This window comes from Klebsiella sp. D5A (assembly GCF_001620885.1).
GTDB lineage: Bacteria > Pseudomonadota > Gammaproteobacteria > Enterobacterales > Enterobacteriaceae > Klebsiella > Klebsiella variicola.
This window is the reverse complement of record NZ_LOAR01000021.1, coordinates 15,150-40,464: the sequence shown is the minus strand read 5'-3', so window position 1 is coordinate 40,464 and position 25,315 is coordinate 15,150. Positions and strand designations below refer to the sequence as shown.

Annotated in this window: 24 protein-coding genes and 1 other annotated feature; of the genes, 16 read left to right on the top strand and 8 right to left on the bottom strand. The window is 57.2% G+C overall.

The features are described from left to right. Window positions 1-73: 73 nt before the first annotated feature. The 4 genes from yidC to rpmH are packed head-to-tail and all read right to left on the bottom strand — an operon-like array spanning window position 74 to window position 2,459. On the bottom strand, window positions 74-1,720 hold the full coding sequence (yidC, locus tag AS136_RS23550; protein ID WP_008806741.1) for a membrane protein insertase YidC: 1,647 nt from the start codon (window positions 1,718-1,720) through the stop codon (window positions 74-76). A gap of 2 nt (window positions 1,721-1,722) precedes the next feature. Then, on the bottom strand, window positions 1,723-1,980 hold the full coding sequence (yidD, locus tag AS136_RS27480) for a membrane protein insertion efficiency factor YidD (RefSeq protein WP_004151536.1): 258 nt from the start codon (window positions 1,978-1,980) through the stop codon (window positions 1,723-1,725). After that, the gene (rnpA, locus tag AS136_RS27475) at window positions 1,944-2,303 is read right to left on the bottom strand and encodes a ribonuclease P protein component (RefSeq protein WP_004151535.1); all 360 of its coding nucleotides are present in this window, start codon (window positions 2,301-2,303) and stop codon (window positions 1,944-1,946) included. The genes yidD and rnpA overlap by 37 nt, the downstream gene beginning before the upstream one ends. 15 nt (window positions 2,304-2,318) lie before the next feature. Next, entirely contained in the window at window positions 2,319-2,459 is a 141-nt protein-coding gene (gene rpmH, locus AS136_RS27470; protein ID WP_000831330.1) for a 50S ribosomal protein L34, read from the bottom strand. Between the two features lie 621 nt (window positions 2,460-3,080). Between rpmH and dnaA the strand changes: the two genes are divergently transcribed. The 8 genes from dnaA to AS136_RS23505 all read left to right on the top strand — a co-directional run bounded on the left by dnaA (window position 3,081) and on the right by AS136_RS23505 (window position 13,931). Beyond that, window positions 3,081-4,484: a chromosomal replication initiator protein DnaA gene (dnaA, locus tag AS136_RS23540; protein WP_012540254.1), complete on the top strand. Its 1,404-nt coding sequence runs from the start codon at window positions 3,081-3,083 to the stop codon at window positions 4,482-4,484. Window positions 4,485-4,488: 4 nt separating this feature from the next. Then, window positions 4,489-5,589 (top strand): DNA polymerase III subunit beta, encoded by a 1,101-nt coding sequence (gene dnaN, locus AS136_RS23535; RefSeq protein WP_023323417.1) that lies wholly within the window; start codon window positions 4,489-4,491, stop codon window positions 5,587-5,589. Between the two features lie 146 nt (window positions 5,590-5,735). After that, complete coding sequence (gene recF, locus AS136_RS23530; protein WP_008806744.1) at window positions 5,736-6,809, top strand: DNA replication/repair protein RecF; 1,074 nt, start codon at window positions 5,736-5,738, stop codon at window positions 6,807-6,809. Between the two features lie 28 nt (window positions 6,810-6,837). Next, the gene (gene gyrB, locus AS136_RS23525) at window positions 6,838-9,252 is read left to right on the top strand and encodes a DNA topoisomerase (ATP-hydrolyzing) subunit B (RefSeq protein ID WP_012540255.1); all 2,415 of its coding nucleotides are present in this window, start codon (window positions 6,838-6,840) and stop codon (window positions 9,250-9,252) included. Between the two features lie 200 nt (window positions 9,253-9,452). Then, window positions 9,453-10,265, top strand: a complete 813-nt coding sequence (gene yidA / locus AS136_RS23520) for a sugar-phosphatase (RefSeq protein WP_008806746.1) — start codon at window positions 9,453-9,455, stop codon at window positions 10,263-10,265. 149 nt (window positions 10,266-10,414) lie between these two features. Next, on the top strand, window positions 10,415-11,497 hold the full coding sequence (locus AS136_RS23515; RefSeq protein ID WP_074158376.1) for a hypothetical protein: 1,083 nt from the start codon (window positions 10,415-10,417) through the stop codon (window positions 11,495-11,497). Then, the gene (locus AS136_RS23510; RefSeq protein WP_063267047.1) at window positions 11,494-12,627 is read left to right on the top strand and encodes a BamA/TamA family outer membrane protein; all 1,134 of its coding nucleotides are present in this window, start codon (window positions 11,494-11,496) and stop codon (window positions 12,625-12,627) included. Before AS136_RS23515 ends, AS136_RS23510 begins: the two co-directional genes overlap by 4 nt. A gap of 77 nt (window positions 12,628-12,704) precedes the next feature. Beyond that, window positions 12,705-13,931, top strand: coding sequence for a DUF3748 domain-containing protein (locus AS136_RS23505; RefSeq protein WP_032739014.1), 1,227 nt, complete (start codon window positions 12,705-12,707; stop codon window positions 13,929-13,931). A 1-nt stretch (window position 13,932) separates the two neighbouring features. Here the strand turns inward: AS136_RS23505 and AS136_RS23500 are convergent, their stop codons facing one another. Next, the gene (locus tag AS136_RS23500) at window positions 13,933-14,265 is read right to left on the bottom strand and encodes a YceK/YidQ family lipoprotein (protein WP_004151524.1); all 333 of its coding nucleotides are present in this window, start codon (window positions 14,263-14,265) and stop codon (window positions 13,933-13,935) included. A gap of 245 nt (window positions 14,266-14,510) precedes the next feature. Then, window positions 14,511-14,586, top strand: a sequence feature (ROSE (Repression Of Heat Shock gene Expression) occurs in the 5'-region of heat shock genes and acts as an RNA thermometer to modulate expression.). Here AS136_RS23500 and ibpA point away from each other — a divergent pair. The 3 genes from ibpA to AS136_RS23485 all read left to right on the top strand — a co-directional run bounded on the left by ibpA (window position 14,580) and on the right by AS136_RS23485 (window position 17,345). Continuing rightward, on the top strand, window positions 14,580-14,993 hold the full coding sequence (gene ibpA, locus AS136_RS23495; RefSeq protein WP_004151523.1) for a small heat shock chaperone IbpA: 414 nt from the start codon (window positions 14,580-14,582) through the stop codon (window positions 14,991-14,993). (Overlaps the previous feature by 7 nt.) A 116-nt stretch (window positions 14,994-15,109) precedes the next feature. Next, window positions 15,110-15,538: a small heat shock chaperone IbpB gene (gene ibpB / locus AS136_RS23490; RefSeq protein ID WP_008806750.1), complete on the top strand. Its 429-nt coding sequence runs from the start codon at window positions 15,110-15,112 to the stop codon at window positions 15,536-15,538. A 145-nt stretch (window positions 15,539-15,683) separates the two neighbouring features. Beyond that, window positions 15,684-17,345, top strand: a complete 1,662-nt coding sequence (locus AS136_RS23485; RefSeq protein ID WP_012540259.1) for a putative transporter — start codon at window positions 15,684-15,686, stop codon at window positions 17,343-17,345. Here AS136_RS23485 and AS136_RS23480 read toward each other — a convergent pair. Then, a complete protein-coding gene (locus AS136_RS23480; RefSeq protein ID WP_008806752.1) occupies window positions 17,313-18,059 on the bottom strand; it encodes a GntR family transcriptional regulator in 747 nt (248 codons plus the stop codon). The genes AS136_RS23485 and AS136_RS23480 overlap by 33 nt on opposite strands. Window positions 18,060-18,357: 298 nt before the next feature. On the opposite strand from AS136_RS23480, the gene AS136_RS23475 reads away from it, so the two are divergent. The 5 genes from AS136_RS23475 to AS136_RS23455 all read left to right on the top strand — a co-directional run bounded on the left by AS136_RS23475 (window position 18,358) and on the right by AS136_RS23455 (window position 22,596). After that, on the top strand, window positions 18,358-19,980 hold the full coding sequence (locus AS136_RS23475) for an alpha-glucoside-specific PTS transporter subunit IIBC (RefSeq protein WP_008806753.1): 1,623 nt from the start codon (window positions 18,358-18,360) through the stop codon (window positions 19,978-19,980). Then, complete coding sequence (locus tag AS136_RS23470; RefSeq protein ID WP_008806754.1) at window positions 19,977-21,299, top strand: 6-phospho-alpha-glucosidase; 1,323 nt, start codon at window positions 19,977-19,979, stop codon at window positions 21,297-21,299. Before AS136_RS23475 ends, AS136_RS23470 begins: the two co-directional genes overlap by 4 nt. 100 nt (window positions 21,300-21,399) lie before the next feature. Next, on the top strand, window positions 21,400-21,747 hold the full coding sequence (locus AS136_RS23465; RefSeq protein WP_002923305.1) for a YidH family protein: 348 nt from the start codon (window positions 21,400-21,402) through the stop codon (window positions 21,745-21,747). Beyond that, window positions 21,737-22,099, top strand: coding sequence for a DUF202 domain-containing protein (locus tag AS136_RS23460; RefSeq protein ID WP_012967012.1), 363 nt, complete (start codon window positions 21,737-21,739; stop codon window positions 22,097-22,099). Before AS136_RS23465 ends, AS136_RS23460 begins: the two co-directional genes overlap by 11 nt. Before the next feature lie 74 nt (window positions 22,100-22,173). Then, window positions 22,174-22,596, top strand: coding sequence for a radical SAM protein (locus AS136_RS23455; RefSeq protein WP_029602573.1), 423 nt, complete (start codon window positions 22,174-22,176; stop codon window positions 22,594-22,596). Between the two features lie 3 nt (window positions 22,597-22,599). Here the strand turns inward: AS136_RS23455 and dsdA are convergent, their stop codons facing one another. Continuing rightward, the gene (gene dsdA, locus AS136_RS23450) at window positions 22,600-23,928 is read right to left on the bottom strand and encodes a D-serine ammonia-lyase (protein WP_012967013.1); all 1,329 of its coding nucleotides are present in this window, start codon (window positions 23,926-23,928) and stop codon (window positions 22,600-22,602) included. 16 nt (window positions 23,929-23,944) lie between these two features. Then, window positions 23,945-25,282, bottom strand: a complete 1,338-nt coding sequence (gene dsdX / locus AS136_RS23445; RefSeq protein WP_022064564.1) for a D-serine transporter DsdX — start codon at window positions 25,280-25,282, stop codon at window positions 23,945-23,947. Between the last annotated feature and the right edge of the window lie 33 nt (window positions 25,283-25,315).

The window sequence follows — 25,315 nt, the reverse complement described above, 5'->3', positions numbered from 1 at the left end:
CTGGCATTAACGTTACCGTAACTACTCTAAATTATCCAAGTCGCAGATGCGTTGGCTTGAAGAATGAAGAGTATCAGGATTTCTTCTTCTCGCGGCTATGCAGGCCACGTTTCTCCAGACCACGGTAAATCAGCTGCTGCTGAATAATGGTGACCAGGTTGCTGACGATGTAGTACACCACCAGGCCAGACGGGAACCACAGGAAGAACACCGTGAAGATGACCGGCATAAAGGTCATGATCTTCTGCTGCATCGGGTCGGTCACGGTGGTTGGCGACATCTTCTGGATGAAGAACATGGTCGCGCCCATGATGATCGGCAGGATGTAGTATGGGTCTTGTGCAGACAGGTCGTGGATCCACAGGATAAACGGCGCATGACGCAGTTCAACCGAGGCGCTCAGCATGTAGTACAGCGCAAGGAAGATCGGCATCTGAATAATCAGCGGGAAGCAGCCACCCAGTGGGTTCACTTTTTCCGCTTTATACAGCGCCATCATTTCCTGGCTTTGACGTTGTTTATCGTCGCCCAGACGCTCACGCATGGCCTGAATCTTCGGCTGCAGCATACGCATCTTCGCCATGGAGGTGTACTGCGCTTTGGTCAGCGGGTACATGATGCCACGAACGATAAAGGTGATAACGATGATCGAGAAGCCCCAGTTGCCGAGGAAGCTGTGGATGAATTTCAGCAGCTTAAACAGCGGTTGGGAGATGAACCACAGCCAGCCGTAGTCGACGGTCAGATCCAGGTGCGGCGCAACGGCAGCCATTTTGTCCTGAATAGCCGGGCCGACCCACAGCACGCTCTGCAGTTTGTCGGTTTGACCTGGCTGCACCAGTACCGGCTGCGATTTGTAGCCAATAGCCACAATGCCGTTGCCGAGGTTAGCGGTGTAGAAGTTATTCGTTCCATTATTCTGCGGCACCCACGCGGTGGTGAAGTACTGCTGCAGCATGGCAACCCAACCGTTCTTGGTGCTGACGTTCAGGTTTTCGTTGTCCAGAATGGTATCGAATTTATATTTTTCGTATTTCGTATCTGAAGTCGAGAACGCTGCGCCACGGAAAGTATGCATCGTGGACAGGCCGCCGGTCTGCGTATCGCGACTGGTCGGCAGCGCCGCGGTCTGCTTCAACTGACCGAAGGTCGAGACTTCCAGAGGCTTCTCGCTGGCGTTCTGCACGCTATAACCCACGTTCACCGCATAGCCGCCACGTTTCAGGGTGAAGGTTTTGGTGAAGACGTTGCCGGCTTTGTCGGTGTAGGTCAGCGGAATGACGATTTCATCCTGGCCATCTGCCAGCACAAACGCCTCTTTATCGACGCTGTACAGCGGACGCGGGCCATTCGCCGGGTTATCCGGACCGTCACGGCCGGTTAAGCCGCTCTGCGCCTGGTAGACAAACTGCGGCGTGGTTTCCAGTAACTGGAACGGTTCGGTCGACTTCAGCGTTTTTGGATACGCCAGAAGCAGCGCCTGCTCAATATCGCCACCGTTGGTGTTGATAGTCAGTTCAAGCACGTCGGTTTTAACCGTAATCAGTTTCCCCTGGCCACTGGCCGGTACGCCCTGGTCGGCGGCGCTACCCGCTGCTGTGGTCGTAGTCTGCGTGGTCTGCTGCTGGGGCTGCGGATTTTTGTCCTGCTCCCAGGCTTGCCAGATCATGAAAGACACGAACAACAAAGCGATGATAAGAAGATTGCGTTGCGAATCCATCGTTAGTGTTCTCTGGTATCAAATGGTCCAGGCGGGACGGGATCGTCACCACCAGGGTGTAAAGGGTGGCATTTTAATACGCGTTTCATTGTCAACCAACTGCCTTTTATCACACCAAACCTGCGTAAGGCCTCAATTCCGTATTGAGAACAGGTTGGGGTGAAACGACAATGCGGCCCGAGTAGCGGACTAATCAGGCGCTGATAAACTCTAATCAGGCCGATCAGGACCCGCGAGCCAGGCGACAATGGCGGCGCCATAATTTTTCCAACGCTTCCGAGAGAGCACGGTTATCGAGGTCGGCAACCCCTCTTTTCGCCACCACCACGAAATCCATTGGCGGGAGTTCATGTTGACGCAAACGAAAACTTTCACGCGTCAGACGTTTAATCCGATTGCGTTCATGTGCGCGTTTCACGTTTTTCTTGGCGACGGTGAGACCGATGCGGGGATGCCCCAGCGAATTCAGGCGGCCGAGGATGGTGATTTGCGGCGTGCCAGCCCGTTGTGGCTGCTGGAAGACGAAAGTGAAATGACTGGGAGTTAACAAGCGTAACTCCCTGGGAAATGCGAGCTTAACCACGCAGGGTTAGCTTTATTACTTGGAAACGGTCAGACGAGCGCGGCCTTTAGCACGACGACGTGCCAGAACCTGACGACCATTTTTAGTAGCCATACGAGCACGGAAGCCGTGAGAACGGTTGCGCTTCAGTACAGACGGTTGAAAAGTGCGTTTCATGGCGATTTCTACCTAAACTTGAATAAATTCACTGACTTTTGCGTAGACCCGAACGAACTTCGAACGACTTACGCCTCAGCGTGGGTGATTAAAGAGGCCGGATTGTAATAATTGTACACTCCGGAGTCAATTCTCTTTCCTTATTTCTCGCACCTCGTCGCACAAAAAATAAGCTGAGACGCGTGACGAAAACGGGCATTACGCGCCGGGTGGGGGATTATACGGCCTGGCCAGTAAAGCGCAAGGATCCTGAAGGATCTTTGTTAGATCGTTTCCGCCCAAAACCAGCATAGCTCATTAATTTTTCCAATATGCGGCGGAAATCGTGCTTCACTCTCCCCAGGATCGATTACACTTACCCGGTTTCGATCCTTCCTGTGGATAAATCGGGAAGAATCTGTTGAGAAACACAAGATCTCTTTCTCAGTTTAGGCTATGATCCCCGGTCCCGATCGCGATCCACGGATCCGCAACGGGTAATAACCGCAGATAGCGGTTCGCACGTCACCCCTTTTGTGCAGGGGCTTTTCGGCTAATGCAGGGTCTTGTCGACGTGTGCCAACAATCATGATTGTTTCTGTTTTTCTTTGATATCGATTTTATGTTCGAGTGGAGTCCGCCGTGTCACTTTCGCTTTGGCAGCAGTGTCTTGCCCGATTGCAGGATGAGTTACCAGCCACAGAATTCAGCATGTGGATCCGCCCATTGCAGGCGGAACTGAGCGATAACACGCTGGCACTGTATGCGCCAAACCGTTTTGTGCTCGACTGGGTAAGGGACAAATACCTCAATAATATCAATGGACTCCTCAATGACTTTTGCGGTGCTGATGCCCCGCAGCTGCGTTTTGAGGTGGGTGCTAAGCCAGCCAGCTCGCTGCAGAAAGGAGCGGTAAGCCCGGCTGCGGCGGCCATTCCGGCGGCGCAGGTGCAGACCGCGCGTGTGGCGCCGACGATCGTGCGCCCAGGCTGGGATAATGTCCCGGCGCCAGCGGAGCCGACCTACCGCTCTAACGTTAACGTGAAACACACGTTTGATAACTTCGTCGAAGGTAAATCTAACCAGCTGGCCCGCGCGGCGGCGCGTCAGGTGGCGGATAACCCGGGCGGGGCCTACAACCCGCTGTTCCTTTATGGCGGCACCGGTCTGGGGAAAACCCACCTGTTGCACGCGGTGGGTAACGGCATTGTGGCGCGTAAGCCGAACGCCAAAGTGGTCTATATGCACTCCGAGCGTTTCGTCCAGGACATGGTCAAAGCGCTGCAAAACAACGCCATCGAAGAGTTTAAACGCTACTACCGATCCGTTGACGCCCTGCTGATCGATGACATTCAGTTCTTTGCTAATAAAGAGCGATCCCAGGAAGAGTTTTTCCACACCTTCAATGCCCTGCTGGAAGGTAATCAGCAGATCATCCTGACGTCGGATCGTTATCCAAAAGAGATCAACGGCGTAGAAGATCGTCTGAAATCCCGCTTCGGCTGGGGTCTGACGGTGGCGATCGAGCCGCCGGAGCTGGAAACCCGCGTCGCGATCCTGATGAAAAAAGCCGATGAAAACGACATTCGCCTGCCGGGCGAAGTGGCGTTCTTCATTGCCAAGCGACTGCGCTCAAACGTGCGTGAGCTGGAGGGGGCGCTGAACCGCGTTATCGCCAACGCCAACTTCACCGGCCGGGCGATCACCATCGATTTCGTGCGCGAAGCGCTGCGCGATCTGTTGGCGCTGCAGGAAAAACTGGTCACCATCGACAATATTCAAAAGACGGTGGCGGAGTACTACAAGATTAAGGTAGCGGATCTGCTGTCCAAGCGCCGCTCCCGTTCGGTGGCGCGTCCTCGCCAGATGGCGATGGCGCTGGCCAAAGAGCTGACCAACCACAGCCTGCCGGAAATCGGCGATGCGTTTGGCGGCCGCGACCATACCACCGTGCTGCACGCCTGCCGTAAGATTGAGCAGTTGCGTGAAGAAAGCCACGACATTAAAGAAGATTTTTCCAATTTAATCAGAACATTATCCTCGTGACGCTATGAAATTTACCGTAGAACGTGAACATTTATTAAAACCGCTGCAACAGGTGAGCGGTCCGTTAGGTGGTCGCCCGACGCTGCCCATTCTCGGTAACCTGCTGCTTCAGGTCGCGGACGGCGCACTGTCGCTGACCGGTACCGATCTTGAAATGGAGATGGTGGCGCGCGTGGCGCTGGTTCAGTCGCACGAAGCGGGCGCAACGACCGTTCCGGCGCGTAAATTCTTTGATATCTGCCGCGGCCTGCCGGAAGGCGCGGAGATCGCGGTTCAGCTGGAAGGCGATCGGATGCTGGTGCGTTCCGGCCGCAGCCGCTTCTCGCTGTCGACGCTGCCTGCTGCCGATTTCCCGAATCTGGATGACTGGCAGAGCGAAGTGGAATTTACCCTGCCGCAGGCGACCATGAAGCGTCTGATCGAAGCCACTCAGTTCTCGATGGCGCACCAGGATGTTCGTTACTACTTAAACGGCATGCTGTTTGAAACCGAAGGCAGCGAACTGCGCACGGTGGCCACCGATGGTCACCGCCTGGCGGTCTGTTCGATGCCGCTGGAAGCGTCGCTGCCGAACCATTCGGTGATCGTGCCGCGTAAAGGGGTGATTGAGTTGATGCGGATGCTCGACGGCGGCGATACCCCGCTGCGCGTGCAGATTGGCAGCAACAATATCCGCGCTCATGTGGGCGATTTTATCTTTACGTCGAAGCTGGTTGATGGCCGTTTCCCGGATTATCGCCGCGTATTGCCGAAAAATCCGGATAAACATCTCGATGCTGGCTGTGACATTCTCAAGCAGGCCTTCGCCCGCGCGGCAATCCTCTCGAACGAGAAATTCCGCGGCGTGCGGCTGTACGTCAGCGAAAATCAGCTGAAAATCACCGCTAACAACCCGGAGCAGGAAGAGGCGGAAGAGATCCTTGACGTGACCTACGCCGGAACGGAGATGGAGATTGGCTTCAACGTTAGCTACGTGCTGGATGTGCTCAATGCGCTGAAATGCGAGAATGTGCGCATTCTGCTGACGGATTCGGTGTCGAGCGTGCAGATTGAGGATGCGGCTTCGCAATCCGCAGCCTATGTCGTCATGCCTATGAGATTGTAGTGGAAAATATCGGGCTATCTTACTTGCCATTTTCAACCTGGGCTGTGCTCGCCCCTGTCACGTACTTTGTGTACGCTCCAGGGTCTGCGCGCAGTCCGCGTTGAAACTGGCTGCGCCGATAACGCCCTGGCCCAAAGAACGCTGATATGTCACTGACGCGCTTGCTCATCAAAGACTTCCGCAATATTGAAAGCGCGGATCTCGCTTTATCTCCCGGCTTTAACTTCCTGGTTGGCGCGAACGGTAGCGGCAAAACCAGCGTGCTGGAAGCTATCTATACGCTCGGTCATGGCCGGGCGTTTCGTAGTTTGCAAATTGGCCGGGTGATCCGCCACGAGCAGGAGGCTTTTGTCCTGCACGGCCGCCTGCAGGGCGAAGAGCGGGAAACCGCCATCGGCCTGACCAAAGACAAACAGGGTGACAGCAAGGTGCGCATCGACGGCACCGACGGCCACAAAGTGGCGGAGCTGGCGCACCTGATGCCGATGCAGCTGATTACGCCGGAGGGGTTTACTTTACTCAACGGCGGCCCCAAATACAGAAGAGCATTCCTCGATTGGGGATGTTTTCATAACGAAGCCGGATTCTTCACCGCCTGGAGCAACCTGAAGCGCCTGGTCAAGCAGCGCAACGCCGCGCTGCGTCAGGTCAGCCGCTATGCTCAGCTGCGACCGTGGGATCTGGAACTCATTCCGCTGGCGGAACAAATCAGCCGCTGGCGTGCCGAATACAGCGCCGCTATCGTCGAAGACATGGCGGATACTTGTCAGCAATTTTTACCGGAATTCACGCTCACCTTCTCTTTCCAGCGCGGTTGGGAAAAAGAGACCGACTACGCGGAGGTGCTGGAGCGGAATTTCGAGCGCGACAGAATGTTAACCTACACCGCCCACGGCCCGCATAAAGCGGATTTCCGTATTCGCGCCGACGGGGCGCCGGTGGAAGATACCTTGTCGCGCGGGCAGCTTAAACTGCTGATGTGCGCCCTGCGTCTGGCGCAAGGTGAGTTCCTCACCCGCGTCAGCGGGCGGCGCTGCCTGTACCTGATAGATGATTTTGCCTCGGAACTTGATGATGCCCGCCGCGGTCTGTTATCCAGCCGCCTGAAAGCGACGCAGTCGCAGGTTTTCGTCAGCGCGATCAGCGCTGAACACGTTATGGACATGTCGGACAAAAATTCGAAGATGTTCCGCGTGGAAAAAGGTAAAATAACGGATTAACCCAAGATTAAATGAGCGAGAAACGTTGATGTCGAATTCTTATGACTCCTCCAGTATCAAAGTCCTGAAAGGGCTGGATGCGGTGCGTAAGCGCCCGGGTATGTATATCGGCGACACGGATGACGGCACCGGTCTGCACCACATGGTATTCGAGGTTGTGGATAACGCTATCGACGAAGCGCTCGCGGGTTACTGCAAAGATATCGTTGTCACTATCCACAGCGATAACTCCGTCTCCGTACAGGATGACGGTCGCGGCATCCCAACCGGCATTCACCCGGAAGAGGGCGTCTCCGCAGCGGAAGTTATCATGACCGTCCTGCACGCCGGCGGTAAATTTGATGATAACTCCTATAAAGTGTCCGGCGGTCTGCACGGCGTAGGCGTCTCGGTGGTTAATGCCCTGTCGCAGAAGCTGGAGCTGGTTATCCAGCGCGATAACAAAGTCCACAAACAGATTTATGTGCACGGTGTACCGCAGGCGCCGCTGGCGGTGACCGGCGAGACCGATAAAACCGGCACCATGGTGCGTTTCTGGCCGAGCCATGAAACCTTCACCAACGTTACTGAATTCGAATATGACATCCTGGCGAAACGTCTGCGCGAGCTGTCGTTCCTGAACTCAGGGGTCTCTATCCGCCTGCGCGATAAGCGCGACGGCAAAGAAGATCATTTCCACTACGAAGGCGGCATCAAGGCGTTCGTTGAGTATCTCAACAAGAACAAAACGCCGATCCATCCGAATATCTTCTATTTCTCCACCGAAAAAGACGGTATCGGCGTGGAAGTGGCGCTGCAGTGGAACGACGGTTTCCAGGAAAACATCTACTGCTTTACCAACAACATTCCGCAGCGTGACGGCGGTACTCACCTGGCGGGCTTCCGCGCGGCGATGACCCGTACCCTCAACGCCTACATGGATAAAGAAGGCTACAGCAAAAAAGCGAAAGTCAGCGCCACCGGCGACGACGCGCGTGAAGGTCTGATCGCCGTGGTATCGGTGAAAGTGCCGGATCCGAAATTCTCCTCACAGACCAAAGACAAGCTGGTCTCCTCTGAGGTGAAGTCGGCGGTAGAACAGCAGATGAACGAACTGCTGAGCGAATACCTGCTGGAAAACCCATCCGATGCCAAAATCGTGGTCGGCAAAATTATTGACGCCGCGCGCGCCCGTGAGGCCGCACGTCGCGCCCGTGAAATGACCCGCCGTAAAGGCGCGCTGGATCTGGCAGGCCTGCCGGGCAAACTGGCGGATTGCCAGGAACGCGACCCGGCGCTGTCTGAACTGTACCTCGTGGAAGGGGACTCCGCGGGCGGCTCTGCTAAACAGGGTCGTAACCGTAAGAACCAGGCGATCCTGCCGCTGAAGGGTAAAATCCTCAACGTTGAGAAAGCCCGCTTCGATAAAATGCTCTCTTCCCAGGAAGTGGCGACGCTGATCACCGCCCTTGGCTGCGGCATCGGCCGCGATGAGTACAACCCGGATAAACTGCGCTATCACAGCATCATCATCATGACCGATGCGGACGTCGACGGCTCGCACATTCGTACCCTGCTGTTGACCTTCTTCTACCGTCAGATGCCGGAAATCGTCGAACGCGGCCATGTCTACATTGCCCAGCCGCCGCTGTACAAAGTGAAGAAAGGCAAGCAGGAACAGTACATTAAAGACGACGAAGCGATGGATCAGTATCAGATCGCTATCGCTCTTGACGGTGCGACCCTGCACACCAACGCCAATGCGCCGGCGCTGGCGGGCGAACCGCTGGAAAAACTGGTTGCCGAGTTCAACGCCACCCAGAAAATGATTGGCCGCATGGAGCGCCGCTTCCCGAAAGCGATGCTGAAAGAGCTTATCTATCAGCCGACCCTGACCGAGGCCGATCTGGCTGACGAGCAGAAGGTAACCCGCTGGGTGAACACCCTGGTTTCCGAGCTGAATGAGAAAGAGCAGCACGGCAGCCAGTGGAAATTTGATGTCCGTGAGAACAGTGAATTGCAGCAGTTTGAGCCGATTATCCGCGTCCGTACCCACGGGGTGGATACCGACTATCCGCTGGATAACGAGTTCATCATGGGGCCGGAATATCGCCGTATCTGCACCCTGGGCGAGAAACTGCGCGGCCTGATGGAAGAAGATGCCTACATCGAGCGCGGCGAACGCCGTCAGCCGGTAGCCAGCTTCGAGCAGGCTCTCGACTGGCTGGTGAAGGAGTCCCGTCGCGGTCTCTCCATCCAGCGCTATAAAGGTCTGGGCGAGATGAACCCGGATCAGCTGTGGGAAACCACCATGGATCCGGACAGCCGCCGCATGCTACGCGTAACCGTTAAGGATGCGATCGCTGCCGACCAGCTGTTCACCACCCTGATGGGCGATGCCGTTGAGCCGCGTCGCGCCTTTATCGAAGAGAACGCCCTGAAAGCGGCGAATATCGATATTTAAGTCGCGTATTTCCCGGTAACGCGTTTTACCGGGGCAACAGGATGTATAAGCCCGGTCGCATCGCGTGACCGGGCTTTTTTTTGCTGCTAAAAGGGGATTCTTCGCTCCCGCTTCCATCCCCCTTTCTGCCCGACACTTTTACTGTTTTTTGAGCGGAATCGCGTTAGCATGAGGGAAGACTCATCTTACCCGGGGATCCTATGGCTATTAAACTGATTGCAATCGATATGGACGGCACGCTGCTGCTGCCGGACCACACCATCTCTCCTGCGGTGAAAGCCGCCATTGCCGCGGCGCGCGAGCGGGGTGTCAACGTGGTGCTGACCACCGGTCGCCCTTACGCTGGCGTCCACAGCTATCTGAAAGAGCTGCATATGGAGCAGCCGGGTGATTACTGCATTACCTACAATGGCGCGCTGGTGCAGAAGGCCGGTGACGGCAGTACCGTTGCGCAAACCGCGCTAAGTTATGACGACTATCGTTTCCTCGAGCAGCTCTCCCGCGAGGTTGGCTCTCACTTCCACGCGCTCGATCGCAACACGCTCTACACCGCGAACCGCGATATCAGCTACTACACCGTCCACGAATCCTACGTGGCGACCATCCCGCTGGTGTTCTGTGAAGCGGAAAAAATGGACCCTGAGATCCAGCTGCTGAAGGTGATGATGATCGATGAGCCGGCGATCCTGGATAAGGCCATCGCCCGTATCCCGGCGGAAGTGAAAGAGAAGTACACCGTGCTGAAAAGTGCGCCGTACTTCCTCGAAATTCTGGATAAACGCGTCAATAAAGGCACTGGCGTGAAGTCCCTGGCCGATGCGCTGGGTATCAAACCGGAAGAGATTATGGCGATTGGCGATCAGGAAAATGATATCGCGATGATTGAGTTTGCCGGCGTCGGCGTGGCGATGGATAACGCCATTCCCGCGGTCAAAGAAGCGGCGAACTTCATCACCAAATCTAACCTCGAAGATGGCGTCGCCTTCGCCATTGAAAAATACGTTTTAGCGTAAGCGTTCTTCAGGCCCGGCGTTGTCCGGGCCGATCTTCTCTTTTTTCATGAACAGATGTTAATCCGCATTTAAATCCCTTATTCCGTACAGGGGATTCTATAAGCTACCCGCCCTCTTTTTCGCCATGCTTCACTAACATCATAATTTTCATGAATATATACCACCGTTTGATGTTGGTTGCGCTGCCATTCGCCTCTGTACAGATTTGCGTGGCCGCGGAATCAACGGCGCCGCTTGAGCCGGTATACGCCTATCACGGCGCAGAACCGGCGGATCTGCCTGCGCCGGTAAAAACTGAGACCGCAGTAGCGGAACCAACCGCGATATTGCCTTTTTTAGGCGATGAGGCCAGAAAACGCGGCTACGTCCTGCCGCTGCCGTTCGGCGTCAGCATGAACTATATGGATATGCGGCAGAATATTAATGTCGACAGCATTAACTTCACCGGGCTGTCGCTGGATGGCCGTAACATCGATTGCGGTAAGGATCCTGTCTGCAAACACGCCGTGAATAACATTTTCGCTAATGGGCCGGTCTCGCTGGATAACGCCTTCCAGATTGGCGTCGGTAATACGCGGGAAAGCAGCAAAACCGAGACGCTTAAGCTGGATGCCTGGCTGCTGCCATTTATGAACGTTTATGGCCTCGTCGGACACACCGAAGGGCATTCGATTTCGCAGATTGCCGTTGGTCTGAAGGGGCCAAACGGTAAAGTAGTGCCCCTGCCGGGGATGCAGGATCTCGACTTTCGTCTCGATTTTAAAGGCACCACCTACGGGATGGGCACCACCCTGGTGGGCGGCGTCGGCAACTGGTTTACCGTGCTGGACGCCAACTACACGCAAACGCGCTTTGATATCCTCGACGGCAGTATCGACGCGTTTACCTTTTCGCCACGCGTAGGCTATCGTTTCAATACGCCATCGGTCGATACGCTGCATCTCCCCGCCGGAAAGCTGAACCTGTGGGTCGGCAGCATGTATCAGGACGTACAGCAGGAGTTTAAGGGCAGTCTCAACGATCTCTCAATGCCGTCGCCGATGCTGCAAAATATGGTCAATCTGGCCAATCAGGACAATAACGGTCGCTTCGATGTGAAACAGCATTTGCAGTCGCCGTGGAACGTACTGGTGGGCGCGCAGTACGAGCTGACGCAGCATTTCAATATTACTACCGAGTTTGGCTTTGCCGAACGTAACAGTTTTTTTATCGCCGGTGAGTATCGCTTTTGAGCCGACTGTTTATCCTTTTTCTGCTGCTGATGGCCTACCCGACAGGCAGCCAGGCCGAGACGCTCAGCCGCGAGAAAATCGACGGCTGGCTGCAGCATCTCGGCGCCAGCGATAAGTTCGACGCCAGCAAAGGCATCGACTGGGGCGTGATGCCCGGTCCGTTCTATACGCCGGAGCTGGGGCTGGGCATCGGCACCGCGGTCGTCGGCATGTATCGCCCCGATCCGCAGGATACCACCAGCCAGAATTCCACCCTGACGCTCAGCGGCTACGCCAGCTCCACCGGCGCGTTTGGCCTCAGCGTGAAAAACTACGCCTTTTTCGACAACGATCTGTGGCGCGTATTTGTTGAAGGGTCGATGGCCAATACCCCGACTTACTACTGGGGGCAGGGTTTTCACGCCGGAGATAAAGACAACGAGAAGGAAAAATATACCGCCCAGGTGCTGACCTTGCGCCCGACAATCTACCGGCAACTGATCGACAATGTTTATCTGGGCGCGGGGTGGTCGCTGGCGGCGCAGAATACCGATGAGATGGACCACGACGATTTACCGAAAATAGAAAGTACCCCACAGGGACCGTCGGTATTCAGCTCTGGCGCCAGCATCGATATCAACTGGGACGATCGCGACTTTGTCCCCAACCCGCGCCGGGGCCAGTATGCCAACTTCCGCTACACCCATTACGCCCCCGGGTTAGGCAGCGATACCCGTTTTGATGAATTTCAGCTGCACTATAGCCATTATCATGCCCTGAGCGAGAAAAGCGTGCTCGCCTGGGAGGCCGATGGCGCCTTCACCCAAGGGGATGTACCGTGGAGCATGATGCCTCTGCTGGGCAGCGATGAGCGGATGCGCGGCTACTATCAGGGGCGCTACCGGGATAAAAACGTCGTTAGCAGCCAACTGGAATACCGTCGGCAGCTCACCTGGCGGCACGGGATTGTGGCCTGGGTCGGGGCGGGAACCATGGGGCCGTCGCTGTCATCGCTGAACAATGGCCGCTGGCTGCCTACCGGCGGCGTTGGCTATCGTTTCGAGTTCAAGCCGCGGGTCAATATCCGTCTTGATTACGGCATCGGCAAAGGCAGCAGCGGGTTCTATTTCCAGGTTGGAGAAGCGTTTTAAGCACATTGTCGGGCATTCAACCCCGCGCGGATTGCGGTATGCTAACGCCACTCTTATATCGGCCCGGTCAGCACGCCATGAAACAAGTTACCTTTGCCCCTCGCAACCACCAGCTCACTAACACCCGCACCTGGACCCCCGACAGCCAGTGGCTGGTGTTCGACGTCCGCCCGTCCGGCGCGTCGTTCACCGGCGAAACCATTGAGCGAGTGAACGTAAACAGCGGTACTGTGGAGACCGTCTATCATGCCACGCAAGGCGCGCGCGTTGGCGTGGTGACCGTGCATCCAACCCAGGAGCGCTATGTGTTTATTCATGGCCCCGAGCAGCCGGATGCGCAGTGGCAGTATGATTTTCATCATCGCCGCGGGGTGGTGGCCTTTCAGGGGGCCGTCGAGAATCTGGACGCCATGGACATTACCGCCCCTTACACGCCCGGCGCGCTGCGCGGCGGCAGCCACGTCCATGTCTATAGCCCCAACGGTCAGTTCGTCAGCTTTACCTATAACGACCACGTACTGCACGAGCGTGACCCGGCGCTGGACTTGCGCAACGTCGGCGTGGCGGCGCCATATGGGCCGGTGACGCCGCAGGGAAAGCATCCGCGCGAATATAGCGGCAGCCACTGGTGCGTGCTGGTAAGCCGCACGACACCGACTCCCGTGCCGGGCAGCGATGAGATTAATCGCGCCTATGAAGAGGGCTGGGTCGGGAACCATGCGCTGGCGTTTATTGGCGATACCCTGGCGGAAAATGGCGATAAAGTGCCTGAGCTGTTTATTGTCGATCTGCCGCAGGATGAAGCCGGCTGGAAGCAGCCTGGCGGGGCGCCGCTGGCCGGTACCGCAACCACAATGCCGGCGCCGCCGGCGGGCGTCAGTCAGCGTCGTTTGACCTTCACCCACCATCGCCGCTACCCGGGACTGGTGAACGTCCCGCGCCACTGGGTGCGCGCCAATCCCCAGGCGACGGCGATAGCCTTTCTGATGCGCGATGACGCCGGCGTGGTGCAGCTGTGGCTTATTTCACCGCAGGGGGGCGAGCCGCGTCAGTTGACGTATCATGCGTCGGGTATCCAGTCGGCGTTTAACTGGCATCCATCAGGAGAGTGGCTGGGCTTTGTGCTGGAGGATCGGATTGCCTGCTGCCATGCCAGCACAGGCGATATCACCTTTTTAACCAAGGTGCATGTGCATGCGCCCTCGGCTGATGCGATCGTCTTTTCGCCAGACGGTAAACAGATTGCCTGGATGGAGGAGGTGGACGGTTATCGCCAGCTGTGGGTCACACAGACCGGACGATAACTTACTGGGCAGGCATCGGCGCTGGCGGTATCACCGAGTTGGTCGCCAGCGTGGCCTTCTCGCTTTTTTCGACCCGTGATTTGATTGAGCTGTCGGTGCGGAACATATCCCACGGCAGCAGCAGGGTATCCATGACGGCGGTGAACGGCATGTCCAGCGCCACCAGTGATTTCACACCCCAGTTGGTATCGCTGTCTCCCAGCGTTTGCGCACTGGATCGCGTGCCCGGATAGGTTCCCTCTTTGCCACCGGTATGTGACATTACGCTGGAGCAACCGCTCAGGCTTATTATCCCGCTGAACAGGACCAGCTTTAACAGTCGTCTGCTTTTCATTGTTCTTCCATCGTCGTTTCGGGCGTTGAGATAACCTTTCAGCGGTTATATCGGGCCAACCCGTGAATGCATAGCGTTATTGCGCCGCACTGTGGCGGGCATCGCACTTTGCTTTTTGTGCTCCTCCCCCCAGTCTAAGCAATCATCGGCAAACTGCAAAAAAATTCGCCCTCAATCCCTTGAAAAGCACGGGGAGAAACCCATTTTATAGGTGTAACCCACTGAGAATACGCCTGAGGGGTATTCCGGATTACCGCGGCCTGTCCACGATGGAAGGTCATTTGATTCTCGCTGATTTTCAGGAGCTATTTACTATGCGTAACTTCGATCTCTCCCCGCTATATCGTTCAGCCATTGGTTTCGACCGCCTGTTCAACCTGCTGGAAAACAATCAAAGCCAGAGCAACGGCGGCTATCCTCCGTATAACGTCGAGCTGGTAGACGAAAACCACTATCGCATCGCTATCGCGGTGGCTGGCTTTGCTGAAAGCGAGCTGGAGATCACGGCCCAGGACAATCTGCTGATCGTCAAAGGCGCCCACGCCGCCGAGCAGAAAGAGCGGACCTACCTGTATCAGGGGATCGCCGAGCGTAACTTCGAGCGCAAATTCCAGCTGGCGGAAAATATTCACGTCCGCGGCGCCAACCTGGTGAACGGCCTGCTGTATATCGATCTGGAACGCGTGATCCCGGAAGCGAACAAGCCGCGCCGCATCGAAATCAACTAATTGTCCGTTTCAGGCCGCGTGGCGGCCTGATGTCACAACCTGCTCGCCGTCAGGGAGCAGATGCGAATTTACAGAATTCGCAGGTATTCACTCGCTTCTTAGAAGGAGAAAACACTATGCGTAACTACGATTTATCCCCCCTGCTGCGTCAATGGATCGGTTTTGACAAACTGGCCAACGCCCTGCAAACCGCCGGTGAAAGCCAGAGCTTCCCGCCCTATAACATCGAAAAAAGCGACGATAACCACTATCGCATTACCCTTGCGCTGGCCGGTTTCCGTCAGGAAGATTTGGATATTCAACTGGAAGGCACCCGTCTGGTGGTGAAAGGCACGCCGCAGCAGCCGGAAAAAGAGACCACATGGCTGCACCAGGGGCTGGTGAGCCAGGCCTTCAGCCTGAGCTTCACCCTCGCCGACAACATGGAGGTCTCTGGCGCGACCTTCACCAATGGCCTGCTGCATATCGATCTGACCCGCAATGAGCCTGAGCAGATTGCCCCGCAGCGTATCGCCATCAGCGAACGACCGGCGCTAAATAGCTAATAAAGTAACCTACTGATAAGGCCCCGTTTTTCGGGGCTTTTTTGTGCCGGTCTGTTTGCTGGTATTGTGCGCCAGGCGGCATACAACCCGTCTGGCAGCGGTCATAATCCCTGTAGTTAATGGTGTTATTCACAGGGACGATACCATGAGTGAGATAGCATTGACGGTCAGCGTGCTGGCGCTGGTGGCGGTAGTGGGGTTGTGGATCGGCAATGTCAAAATCCGCGGCGTCGGCTTTGGCATTGGCGGTGTCCTGTTTGGCGGGATTATTGTCGGCCACTTTGTCGATCAGGCGGGTGTCGCCCTCAGCAGCCCGATGCTGCATTTTATTCAGGAATTCGGCTTGATCCTGTTCGTCTACACCATCGGTATTCAGGTGGGGCCGGGCTTTTTCGCCTCGCTGCGGGTCTCAGGCCTGCGGCTCAATCTGTTCGCTATCCTTATTGTTATCCTCGGCGGCCTGGTGACCGCGGTGCTGCATAAACTGTTCGATATTCCTCTCCCGGTGGTGCTCGGTATCTTCTCCGGTGCGGTGACCAACACGCCAGCGCTGGGGGCCGGGCAGCAAATTCTCCGCGATCTCGGCGTACCGTTCGAGGTGGTCGATCAGATGGGGATGAGTTACGCGATGGCGTATCCGTTCGGCATCTGCGGCATTCTGCTGACCATGTGGCTGGTGCGCCTGTTCTTCCGCATCAATGTGGAGAAAGAGGCCCAGCGGTTTGAGGAGAGCAGCGGCAACGGCCACGCTCATTTGCACACCATTAACGTGCGGGTGGAGAACCCCAACCTCAACCAGATGGCGATTCAGGATGTGCCGATGCTCAATAGCGACAACATCGTCTGTTCGCGGCTGAAGCGCGGTGAGCTGTTGATGGTACCTGCTCCGGGCACCCTTATTCAGGCGGGCGACCTGTTGCACCTGGTGGGGCGACCGGAGGATCTGCACAATGCGCAGCTGGTGATTGGCCAGGAGGTGGCCACCTCGCTGTCGACGCGCGGCACCGATCTGAAAGTCGAGCGGGTGGTGGTCACTAACGAAAAAGTGCTGGGGAAGAAAATACGCGATCTGCACGTCAAACAGCGCTATGACGTGGTGATCTCCCGGCTGAATCGCGCTGGCGTCGAGCTGGTGGCCAGCAGCAGCGCCAGCCTGCAGTTTGGTGACATCCTCAACCTGGTCGGTCGTCAGGAGGCGATTGACGCCGTGGCCGCCGAACTGGGTAACGCTCAGCAGAAGCTGCAGCAGGTCCAGATGCTGCCGGTGTTTATCGGCATCGGACTCGGGGTACTGCTGGGGTCTATCCCGTTGTTTATTCCCGGCTTTCCTGCCGCACTGAAGCTGGGGCTGGCCGGTGGGCCGCTGATTATGGCGCTGATCCTCGGGCGTATCGGCAGCATCGGCAAGCTGTACTGGTTTATGCCGCCGAGCGCCAACCTGGCGCTGCGCGAGCTGGGGATCGTGCTGTTTCTGGCGGTGGTCGGGCTAAAATCGGGGGGCGACTTTGTCGCCACTCTGACCCAGGGCGAGGGCCTGAGCTGGATCGCCTACGGCATTTTCATCACCGCCATTCCGCTGCTAACGGTAGGCATTCTCGCGCGCATGCTGGCGAAAATGAACTATCTGACGCTGTGCGGCATGCTGGCCGGCTCCATGACTGACCCACCGGCGCTGGCCTTCGCCAACAATCTGCACGCCACCAGCGGCGCGGCGGCGCTCTCTTACGCCACCGTCTATCCGCTGGTGATGTTCCTGCGGATTATCACCCCGCAGCTACTCGCCGTGCTGTTCTGGGGGCTGAGCTAGCGGGCTTTGCGCCTGGACGCGGCGCAGGTGGTAATCCACCTGATACTCGCTGGCGTTGCGGAACATGACGGAATAGTTAAGAAACTCGCCGCTGTCGCTGTAGGAAAGGGAGGTAATACGCAGCAGCGGCGTCTGCTCAGGGACATTCATTGAGCGCGCCAGCTGCTTGTCCGCCAGCACTGGCGTCAGCGTTTCATAATTCCCGCTGATGATGATCCCGCACTCCTTCTCAATATAATCAAATTTCGAACCCTCCAGATGGCTCAGCGACAGGTTGCGGAACAGCTTCACTGGCATATAGCTATCCTCCAGCATCAGCGGCTTGCCATCGACGTAGCGCACCCGCCGTGAGAAGTAGATCCGTTCATCAATTTTAATCCGCAGCAGGCTGGCGATGGCCGGCGGAGCAGGCATCACCTCGAAGGCCAGCACCTGACTCACCACCTCTTTACCCTGCTTGCGCAGCACTTCCGCCAGGCCAGTGAGATTGCTGGTTTCATGATGGACGTCCTTACGCGCCACGAACGTCCCCGAGCCGTGGCGACGCACAACCAATCCCCAGTCCACCAGCAGGTCGATGGCTTTGCGGATAGTCATGCGCGCCACCCCGAACTCCTCGGCCAGTTTTTTCTCTCCCGGTAGCGGGCTACCGATGGCGAAGTCGGCGGAATTCAGCCGCAGCCGCAGGCGGTCAGCAATGGATTTGTATATCACCAGTAGTCCTCTTGTGCAGGAAAGTGGAATGTCGCTGTCTTCTCTTTTCGTTAAAAAAATAGATTTATTACAAGTAATTAATACTCATTCATTTCGTTAATTCCACTGTTTGACTTATCGATGTCTAACTTTGGTTATTGAAGTAGACAACTTTGGCCAAATTAAAACCATGAATGGGATCACGAATCGCAACGGCGCGACATGTTGTCGGACGGGCAAATTTCTATTCTCGAGTCAGGCCGGTAATCAAGAAAAAGAAGGCCACTCACCCTACGAGTTGTTACATGAGGATTTTCAAATGCTCAGTCAAATACAACGCTTTGGCGGCGCCATGTTTACTCCGGTTTTGTTGTTTCCTTTTGCCGGGATCGTGGTCGGTATCGCCATCATGCTGCGCAACCCGATGTTCGTCGGCGAAGCGCTGACCGCACCCGACAGCCTGTTTGCCCAGATCGTTCACATCATTGAAGAGGGCGGCTGGACCGTCTTTCGTAATATGCCGCTGATTTTCGCCGTCGGTCTGCCGATCGGCCTGGCGAAACAGGCCCAGGGCCGGGCCTGTCTGGCGGTGCTGGTGAGTTTTCTCACCTGGAACTACTTTATTAACGCCATGGGGATGACCTGGGGCCACTTCTTCGGCGTCGACTTTTCCGTTGAACCCACGGCAGGCAGCGGCCTGACGATGATTGCCGGGATCAAAACCCTCGACACCAGCATTATCGGCGCCATCGTCATCTCCGGTCTGGTGACGGCCCTGCACAATCGCTATTTCGATAAACCCCTGCCGGTGTTCCTCGGCATCTTTCAGGGATCATCGTTTGTGGTCATTGTCGCCTTCCTCGCGATGATCCCCTGCGCCTGGTTGACCCTGCTCGGCTGGCCAAAGGTTCAGCTGGGCATTGAATCGCTGCAGGCCTTCCTGCGCTCAGCCGGGGCGCTTGGGGTGTGGGTCTACATCTTCCTTGAGCGCATTCTGATCCCCACCGGTCTGCACCACTTCGTCTATGGCCCGTTCATCTTTGGCCCGGCGGTGGTGGAGGGCGGTCTGCAGGTCTACTGGGCGGAGCATCTGCAGGCGTTCAGTCAGAGTACGGAACCGCTGAAGACGTTGTTCCCGGAGGGCGGCTTTGCTCTGCACGGTAACTCGAAAGTGTTTGGTTCGGTGGGGATTGCGCTGGCGCTCTACTTCACTGCCGCGCCGGAAAACCGCGTCAAGGTCGCCGGCCTGCTGATCCCTGCCACCCTGACCGCGATGCTGGTTGGGATCACCGAACCGCTGGAGTTCACCTTCCTGTTCATCTCGCCGCTGCTGTTCGCCGTTCACGCGGTGCTGGCGGCGACCATGGCGACGGTGATGTACATCTGCGGCGTGGTGGGCAATTTCGGCGGCGGCCTGCTCGATCAATTCTTGCCGCAAAACTGGATCCCGATGTTCCATCACCACGCCTCGATGATGTTCATTCAGATAGGCATCGGCCTCTGTTTCACCGCCCTCTACTTCGTGGTCTTCCGCACCCTGATCCTGCGTCTGAACCTGAAGACGCCTGGCCGGGAAGAGAGCGAAATCAAGCTCTACAGCAAGGCCGATTACCAGGCGGCACGAGGTAAAACCACGGCCGCCGCCGCGCCAGAGACCCGGCTGGGTCAGGCCGCTGGCTTCCTGCAGGCCCTCGGCGGCGCCGACAACATTGAAAGCATCAACAACTGCGCCACCCGACTGCGCATCGCGCTGGTCGATATGGCGAAAACGCAAAGTGACGACGTCTTTAAAGCGCTGGGCGCCCACGGGGTAGTACGCCGCGGCAACGGGATTCAGGTCATCGTCGGCCTGCACGTTCCCCAGGTGCGCGACCAGCTGGAAAACCTGATGAAAGATTCTCTTTCGACCGAACATACCACCATGACGGAGGCAGTATCATGAAAAAATTCTCAGTTGTTATCGCAGGCGGCGGCAGCACCTTCACCCCGGGCATTGTTCTGATGCTGCTGGCAAACCAGGATCGTTTTCCGCTGCGGTCGCTGAAATTTTACGACAACGACGGCGCGCGTCAGGAGACCATCGCCGAGGCGTGCAAAGTGATCCTCAAAGAGCAGGCGCCGGAGATTGAGTTCAGCTATACCACCGATCCGCAGGCGGCGTTTACCGATGTTGATTTCGTCATGGCGCATATCCGCGTCGGTAAATATCCGATGCGTGAACAGGATGAGAAAATCCCGCTGCGCCACGGCGTGCTGGGCCAGGAGACCTGCGGTCCGGGGGGGATCGCCTACGGTATGCGCTCTATCGGCGGCGTGCTGGAGCTGGTGGATTATATGGAAAAATATTCGCCGAACGCCTGGATGCTTAACTACTCCAACCCGGCGGCGATTGTGGCGGAAGCCACCCGACGTCTGCGGCCGAACGCCAAAATCCTCAATATCTGCGATATGCCGATCGGCATTGAAGGGCGGATGGCACAGATTGTCGGCCTCAAAGATCGCAAACAGATGCGCGTGCGCTACTACGGCCTCAATCACTTCGGCTGGTGGACATCGATTGAGGACCTCGACGGCAACGATTTGATGCCGAAACTGCGTGAATATGTGGCGAAATATGGCTATGTGCCACCCTCTAACGATCCGCACACCGAGGCCAGCTGGAACGATACCTTTGCTAAAGCGAAAGACGTGCAGGCGCTGGATCCGCAGACCATGCCGAACACCTACCTGAAATATTATCTGTTCCCGGACTACGTGGTGGCTCACTCCAACCCTGAGCGTACCCGCGCCAATGAGGTAATGGATCATCGGGAGAAGAACGTCTTCAGCGCCTGCCGGGCGATTATTGCCGCCGGGAAATCCACCGCTGGCGATCTGGAGATTGACGAGCATGCGTCGTATATCGTCGATCTGGCGACGGCCATCGCCTTTAACACGCAGGAAAGGATGCTGCTGATTGTGCCAAACAACGGCGCGATCCATAACTTTGACGCTGACGCGATGGTGGAGATCCCTTGTCTGGTGGGTCACAACGGACCGGAACCGCTGACGGTTGGCGACATCCCGCACTTCCAGAAAGGGATGATGAGCCAGCAGGTAGCAGTGGAAAAACTGGTGGTCGATGCCTGGGAACAGCGCTCTTACCACAAGCTGTGGCAGGCGATTACCCTGTCGAAAACCGTACCGAGCGCCTCGGTGGCGAAAGCGATCCTCGACGACCTGATTGCAGCCAACAAAGATTACTGGCCTGAGCTGCATTAATCCCCGCTGTTTGACCGGCGCCCGCGGGGCGCCGGTTCTTCTCCCCGGTTCCTGATTTACGCTATGCTGAAGCCTGCAGCGCGATGAACAAGGAACTGTAATGAAAATCTCCCGCCTCGGCGAAGCGCCGGATTACCGCTTTTCGCTGGCTAACGAACGCACCTTTCTGGCGTGGATCCGCACGGCGCTCGGTTTTCTCGCCGCCGGCGTCGGCCTTGACCAGTTAGCGCCGGACTTTGCCACGCCGCTGATCCGTGAAATTCTTGCCCTGCTGCTGTGTCTCTTTGCCGGCGGCATGGCCATCTATGGCTATCTGCGCTGGCTGAATAACGAGAAAGCGATGCGTCTGAAACAGGACCTTCCCTATACCCGCACGCTGCTGGTGATTAGCATCCTGCTGTTGGCGGTGGTGGCCGCGGTGATGCTGCTGGTGGTGTATGGCGGATAAACGCCGGGCGCGGCGGGAAGGCGATCCGGGACTACAGCCAGAGCGCACCTCGCTGGCCTGGTTTCGCACTCTGTTGGGCTATGGCGCGCTGATGGCGCTGGCGATTAAACACAGCTGGCACCGCGCCGGCCTGCCGTTCTGGCTGTCGATCGGCGTGTTGGCGATAGTGGCGGTGATCCTCTGGGGCTATACCCGCCGTCGTCATCTGATGGACGTCGATGACAGCGATTTTTTTCAGCCGCGGGCGGTTCGTGACAAATTTTTGATCGCACTCGCAGTACTTTCTCTGGCATTCCTGTTTGCTGTTACTCACCTTCAACCGATCGTTTTATTCATTAGGGATATGTCATGACAGGATGTCCGGCGAATTTGCCTCTCACTCATGCCCCCGGCCAGCAACATGACACACCCTTTCAGGCTGTCGTGGTGGAGGCGCATCATTGCCATCAGCCGCAGGCGTTCTATGCACAACTGCGTCAACAGGGGCTCACCGCTATCCATTTTATTCCGCAGCTGGCGGCCGGCGACGCCGCGCTCTGGGGGGAGTTTCTCTGCACTGTCTTTCACCGCTGGGTGCGGGAAGATATTGGGCGCATCAATATTTTGCTGTTTAGTGAGACGCTGAGCGCCTGGTGCGGCGAGACGCTGACCCAGCCAGGCGCGCCAGCGGCCAACAGCACCTGCTACGGCTGCCCGTGGCTGCGCCTGTGCCGCTGCGGCGAACAGGAAGACCCGCTGTGCGCGGGTTACCGGCAGTTCTACGATCTTAGCGGGCCCTATATGCGAGTGATGCGGGACCTGCGCCGACAGCAGCGGCCGCCAGAGGCGCTGATGCCGCTGCTGCGCTGAAGATTAGCGCCCCTTCGCAAGATACTGCGCCATCTCCTCTTCCGGCACCATGCCGCCGCCGGTGGCCCACACCAGGTGGGTGGCCTGCTGCAGCTGTTGCTCACTCAGACCTTGTAGCTGATGGTACGCCTGGCTGGCGCAGACCCGCTGCGGCCCGGCCATTCCGGCCAGCGCGGACGGTTCAAGGCGAATGTTTTCCGCTGTCGCCAGCCAGCCCAGCATGTCGTACATCGTCTGATCATCAAGGGTATAGAACCCGTCGAGCAGGCGCTCCATTGCCCGGCCAACGAACCCGGACGCCCGGCCGACCGCCAGACCGTCGGCGGCGGTCAGGTTATCAATGCCTAAATCCTGCACCGCTATCTGGTCGTGGAGCCCGGTATAGACGCCGAGCAGCATGCAGGGCGAGTGGGTCGGTTCGGCGAACAGGCAGTGAACGTGGTCGCCGAAGGCCAGCTTCAGGCCGAATGCCACGCCGCCGGGGCCGCCGCCAACGCCGCACGGCAGGTAGACGAACAGCGGGTGATCGGCATCGACCACGCGCCCTGCTTTGGCAAACTGCGCCTTCAGGCGCTCGCCGGCTACGGCATAGCCGAGGAACAGCGTGCGCGAGTTTTCATCATCAATGAAAAAGCAGTTCGGGTCGGATTCCGCTGCCTTGCGCCCCTGTTCGACGGCGACGCCGTAGTCCTCTTCGTACTCAATGACCGTCACGCCGTGGCTGCGCAGTTTGGCTTTTTTCCACGCCCGGGCATCCGCCGACATATGTACCGTAACCTTAAAGCCGATGCGCGCGCTCATGATGCCGATCGACATCCCGAGGTTGCCGGTGGAGCCGACAGCGATGCTGTACTGGCTGAAGAACTGTTTAAATTCCGGTGTCAGCAATTTGCGATAATCATCTGCGGTGGTGAGCAGTCCGGCCTCCAGCGCCAGCTTTTCCGCATGGGTCAGCACTTCATAAATCCCGCCACGCGCCTTAATGGAACCCGAAATCGGCAGGTGGCTGTCTTTTTTCAGCAGCAGATCGCCGCTAATCGGCTGGCCGAACTTTTGCTCAAGGCTGCGTTTCATTGCCGGAATGGCAACCACTTCCGATTCGATAATCCCGCCGCTGGCGGCCGTTTCCGGGAAAGCTTCCGCCAGATAGGGCGCGAAGCGCTGAAGGCGGGCATGGGCGTCTTGCACATCGTCGGCGGTCAGACCGACGTAAGGTAACCCTTGCGCCAGGGTGGTGGTGGCCGGGTTAAACCAGGTGGTTTCTTTCAGGGCGATCAGATCCTGCACAAGCGGGAAGGTTGCGGTTAAGGTGGTCAGGTCAGCGTGTTTCATATTACGTCTCGTTCGCTTAGATGATGAAAGAAAGCAGGAAGGTGGCGGCGAGTGCAAGTAAAGAAGCGATAAATGTCGCTGTCGTGTAGTACTTGAACGTTTCGCTGAGGCTGGCGCCGCAGTACTGTTTTACCAGCCAGAACAGGGAATCGGTGACGATCGTGCAGCCAATGGCGCCGGAACCGATGGCAATGGCGATGATCTCCGGGCTTACGCCAGGATAAAGCGGCAGCATCGGCGCAACGATGGCGGTAGCGCCCATCATCGCCACGGTAGCGGAGCCGACGGCGGCGTGCAGGATAAGCGCCACCAGCCAGGCCAGCAAAATCGGATGCATATGCAGATTCGAGAGGATCACCGCCAGGCTATCGGCCAGGCCGCTGGATTTCAAAATCGCGTTGAACGCGCCGCCGGCGCCGATAATCAGCAGAATGTTGGCGATCGACCCAAAGCCGTTTTCAGTATGAGTCAGCAGGACGCCCATCCCCATCTGCCGACGAATACCGAGAATGTAATAAGCGACAAAGACGGCAATAAACATCGCGGTGATGGGGTTGCCGATAAATTCCAGCACTGTATACAGCGTGCCGCCTTGCGCCATATTCAGTTCAGCGACGGTTTTCACCAGCATCAGCCCAATCGGTAACAACACGGTAAATAGCGTAGCGCCGAGCGAGGGCAGCGTCGATTCTTCGCGTACGTCGAGGTTGGAAAACTCGGCTGGCACAGGTTTAAACGGCAGGCGGTTGCCGAGCAGCCTGAGGAACAGCGGGCCGCCGACCAGCGAGGCGATCAGACCGACCAGCAGGCCATAGACGATAACCGTCCCGATATCGGCGCCCAGTTTATTCGCCACGAACAGCGCAGCCGGATGCGGCGGCACCACGCAATGCACCGCCATCAGGGCCGTACACAGCGGAATAGCCAGCTTCAGCAGCGAGGTATTGGTTTTTTTAGCGATGGAGAACGCCAGCGGGATCAGCAGCACCACGCCGACTTCGACAAACAGGGTAATACCGCAGATCAGGCCGACCAGCACCATAATCACGTCCGCCGACAGCCAGCGGCAGCGCTGCAGCGTCAGGCCGATGCGCTCCGCCGCGCCGGAGACTTCCATCATCTTGCCGAGGATGGTACCGAGACCGATCACCGCCGCCAGGAAGCCCAGCGTGCCGCCGATGCCGCTCTCAATGGCGTTGACCATCTCCAGCGGGCCCATCCCCATCATCGCCCCGACGAAAAAGCTCGCCAGCAGCAGCGCCAGAAACGGATGAAACTTCAGTTTGACGATCGTTAAGACGATTAACACGATGCTAATCAGCAGCGTGCTCACAACCCAGATTTGCGATTCCATACCCCACCTCGCCGTAAGTAACGTGTGGTTATT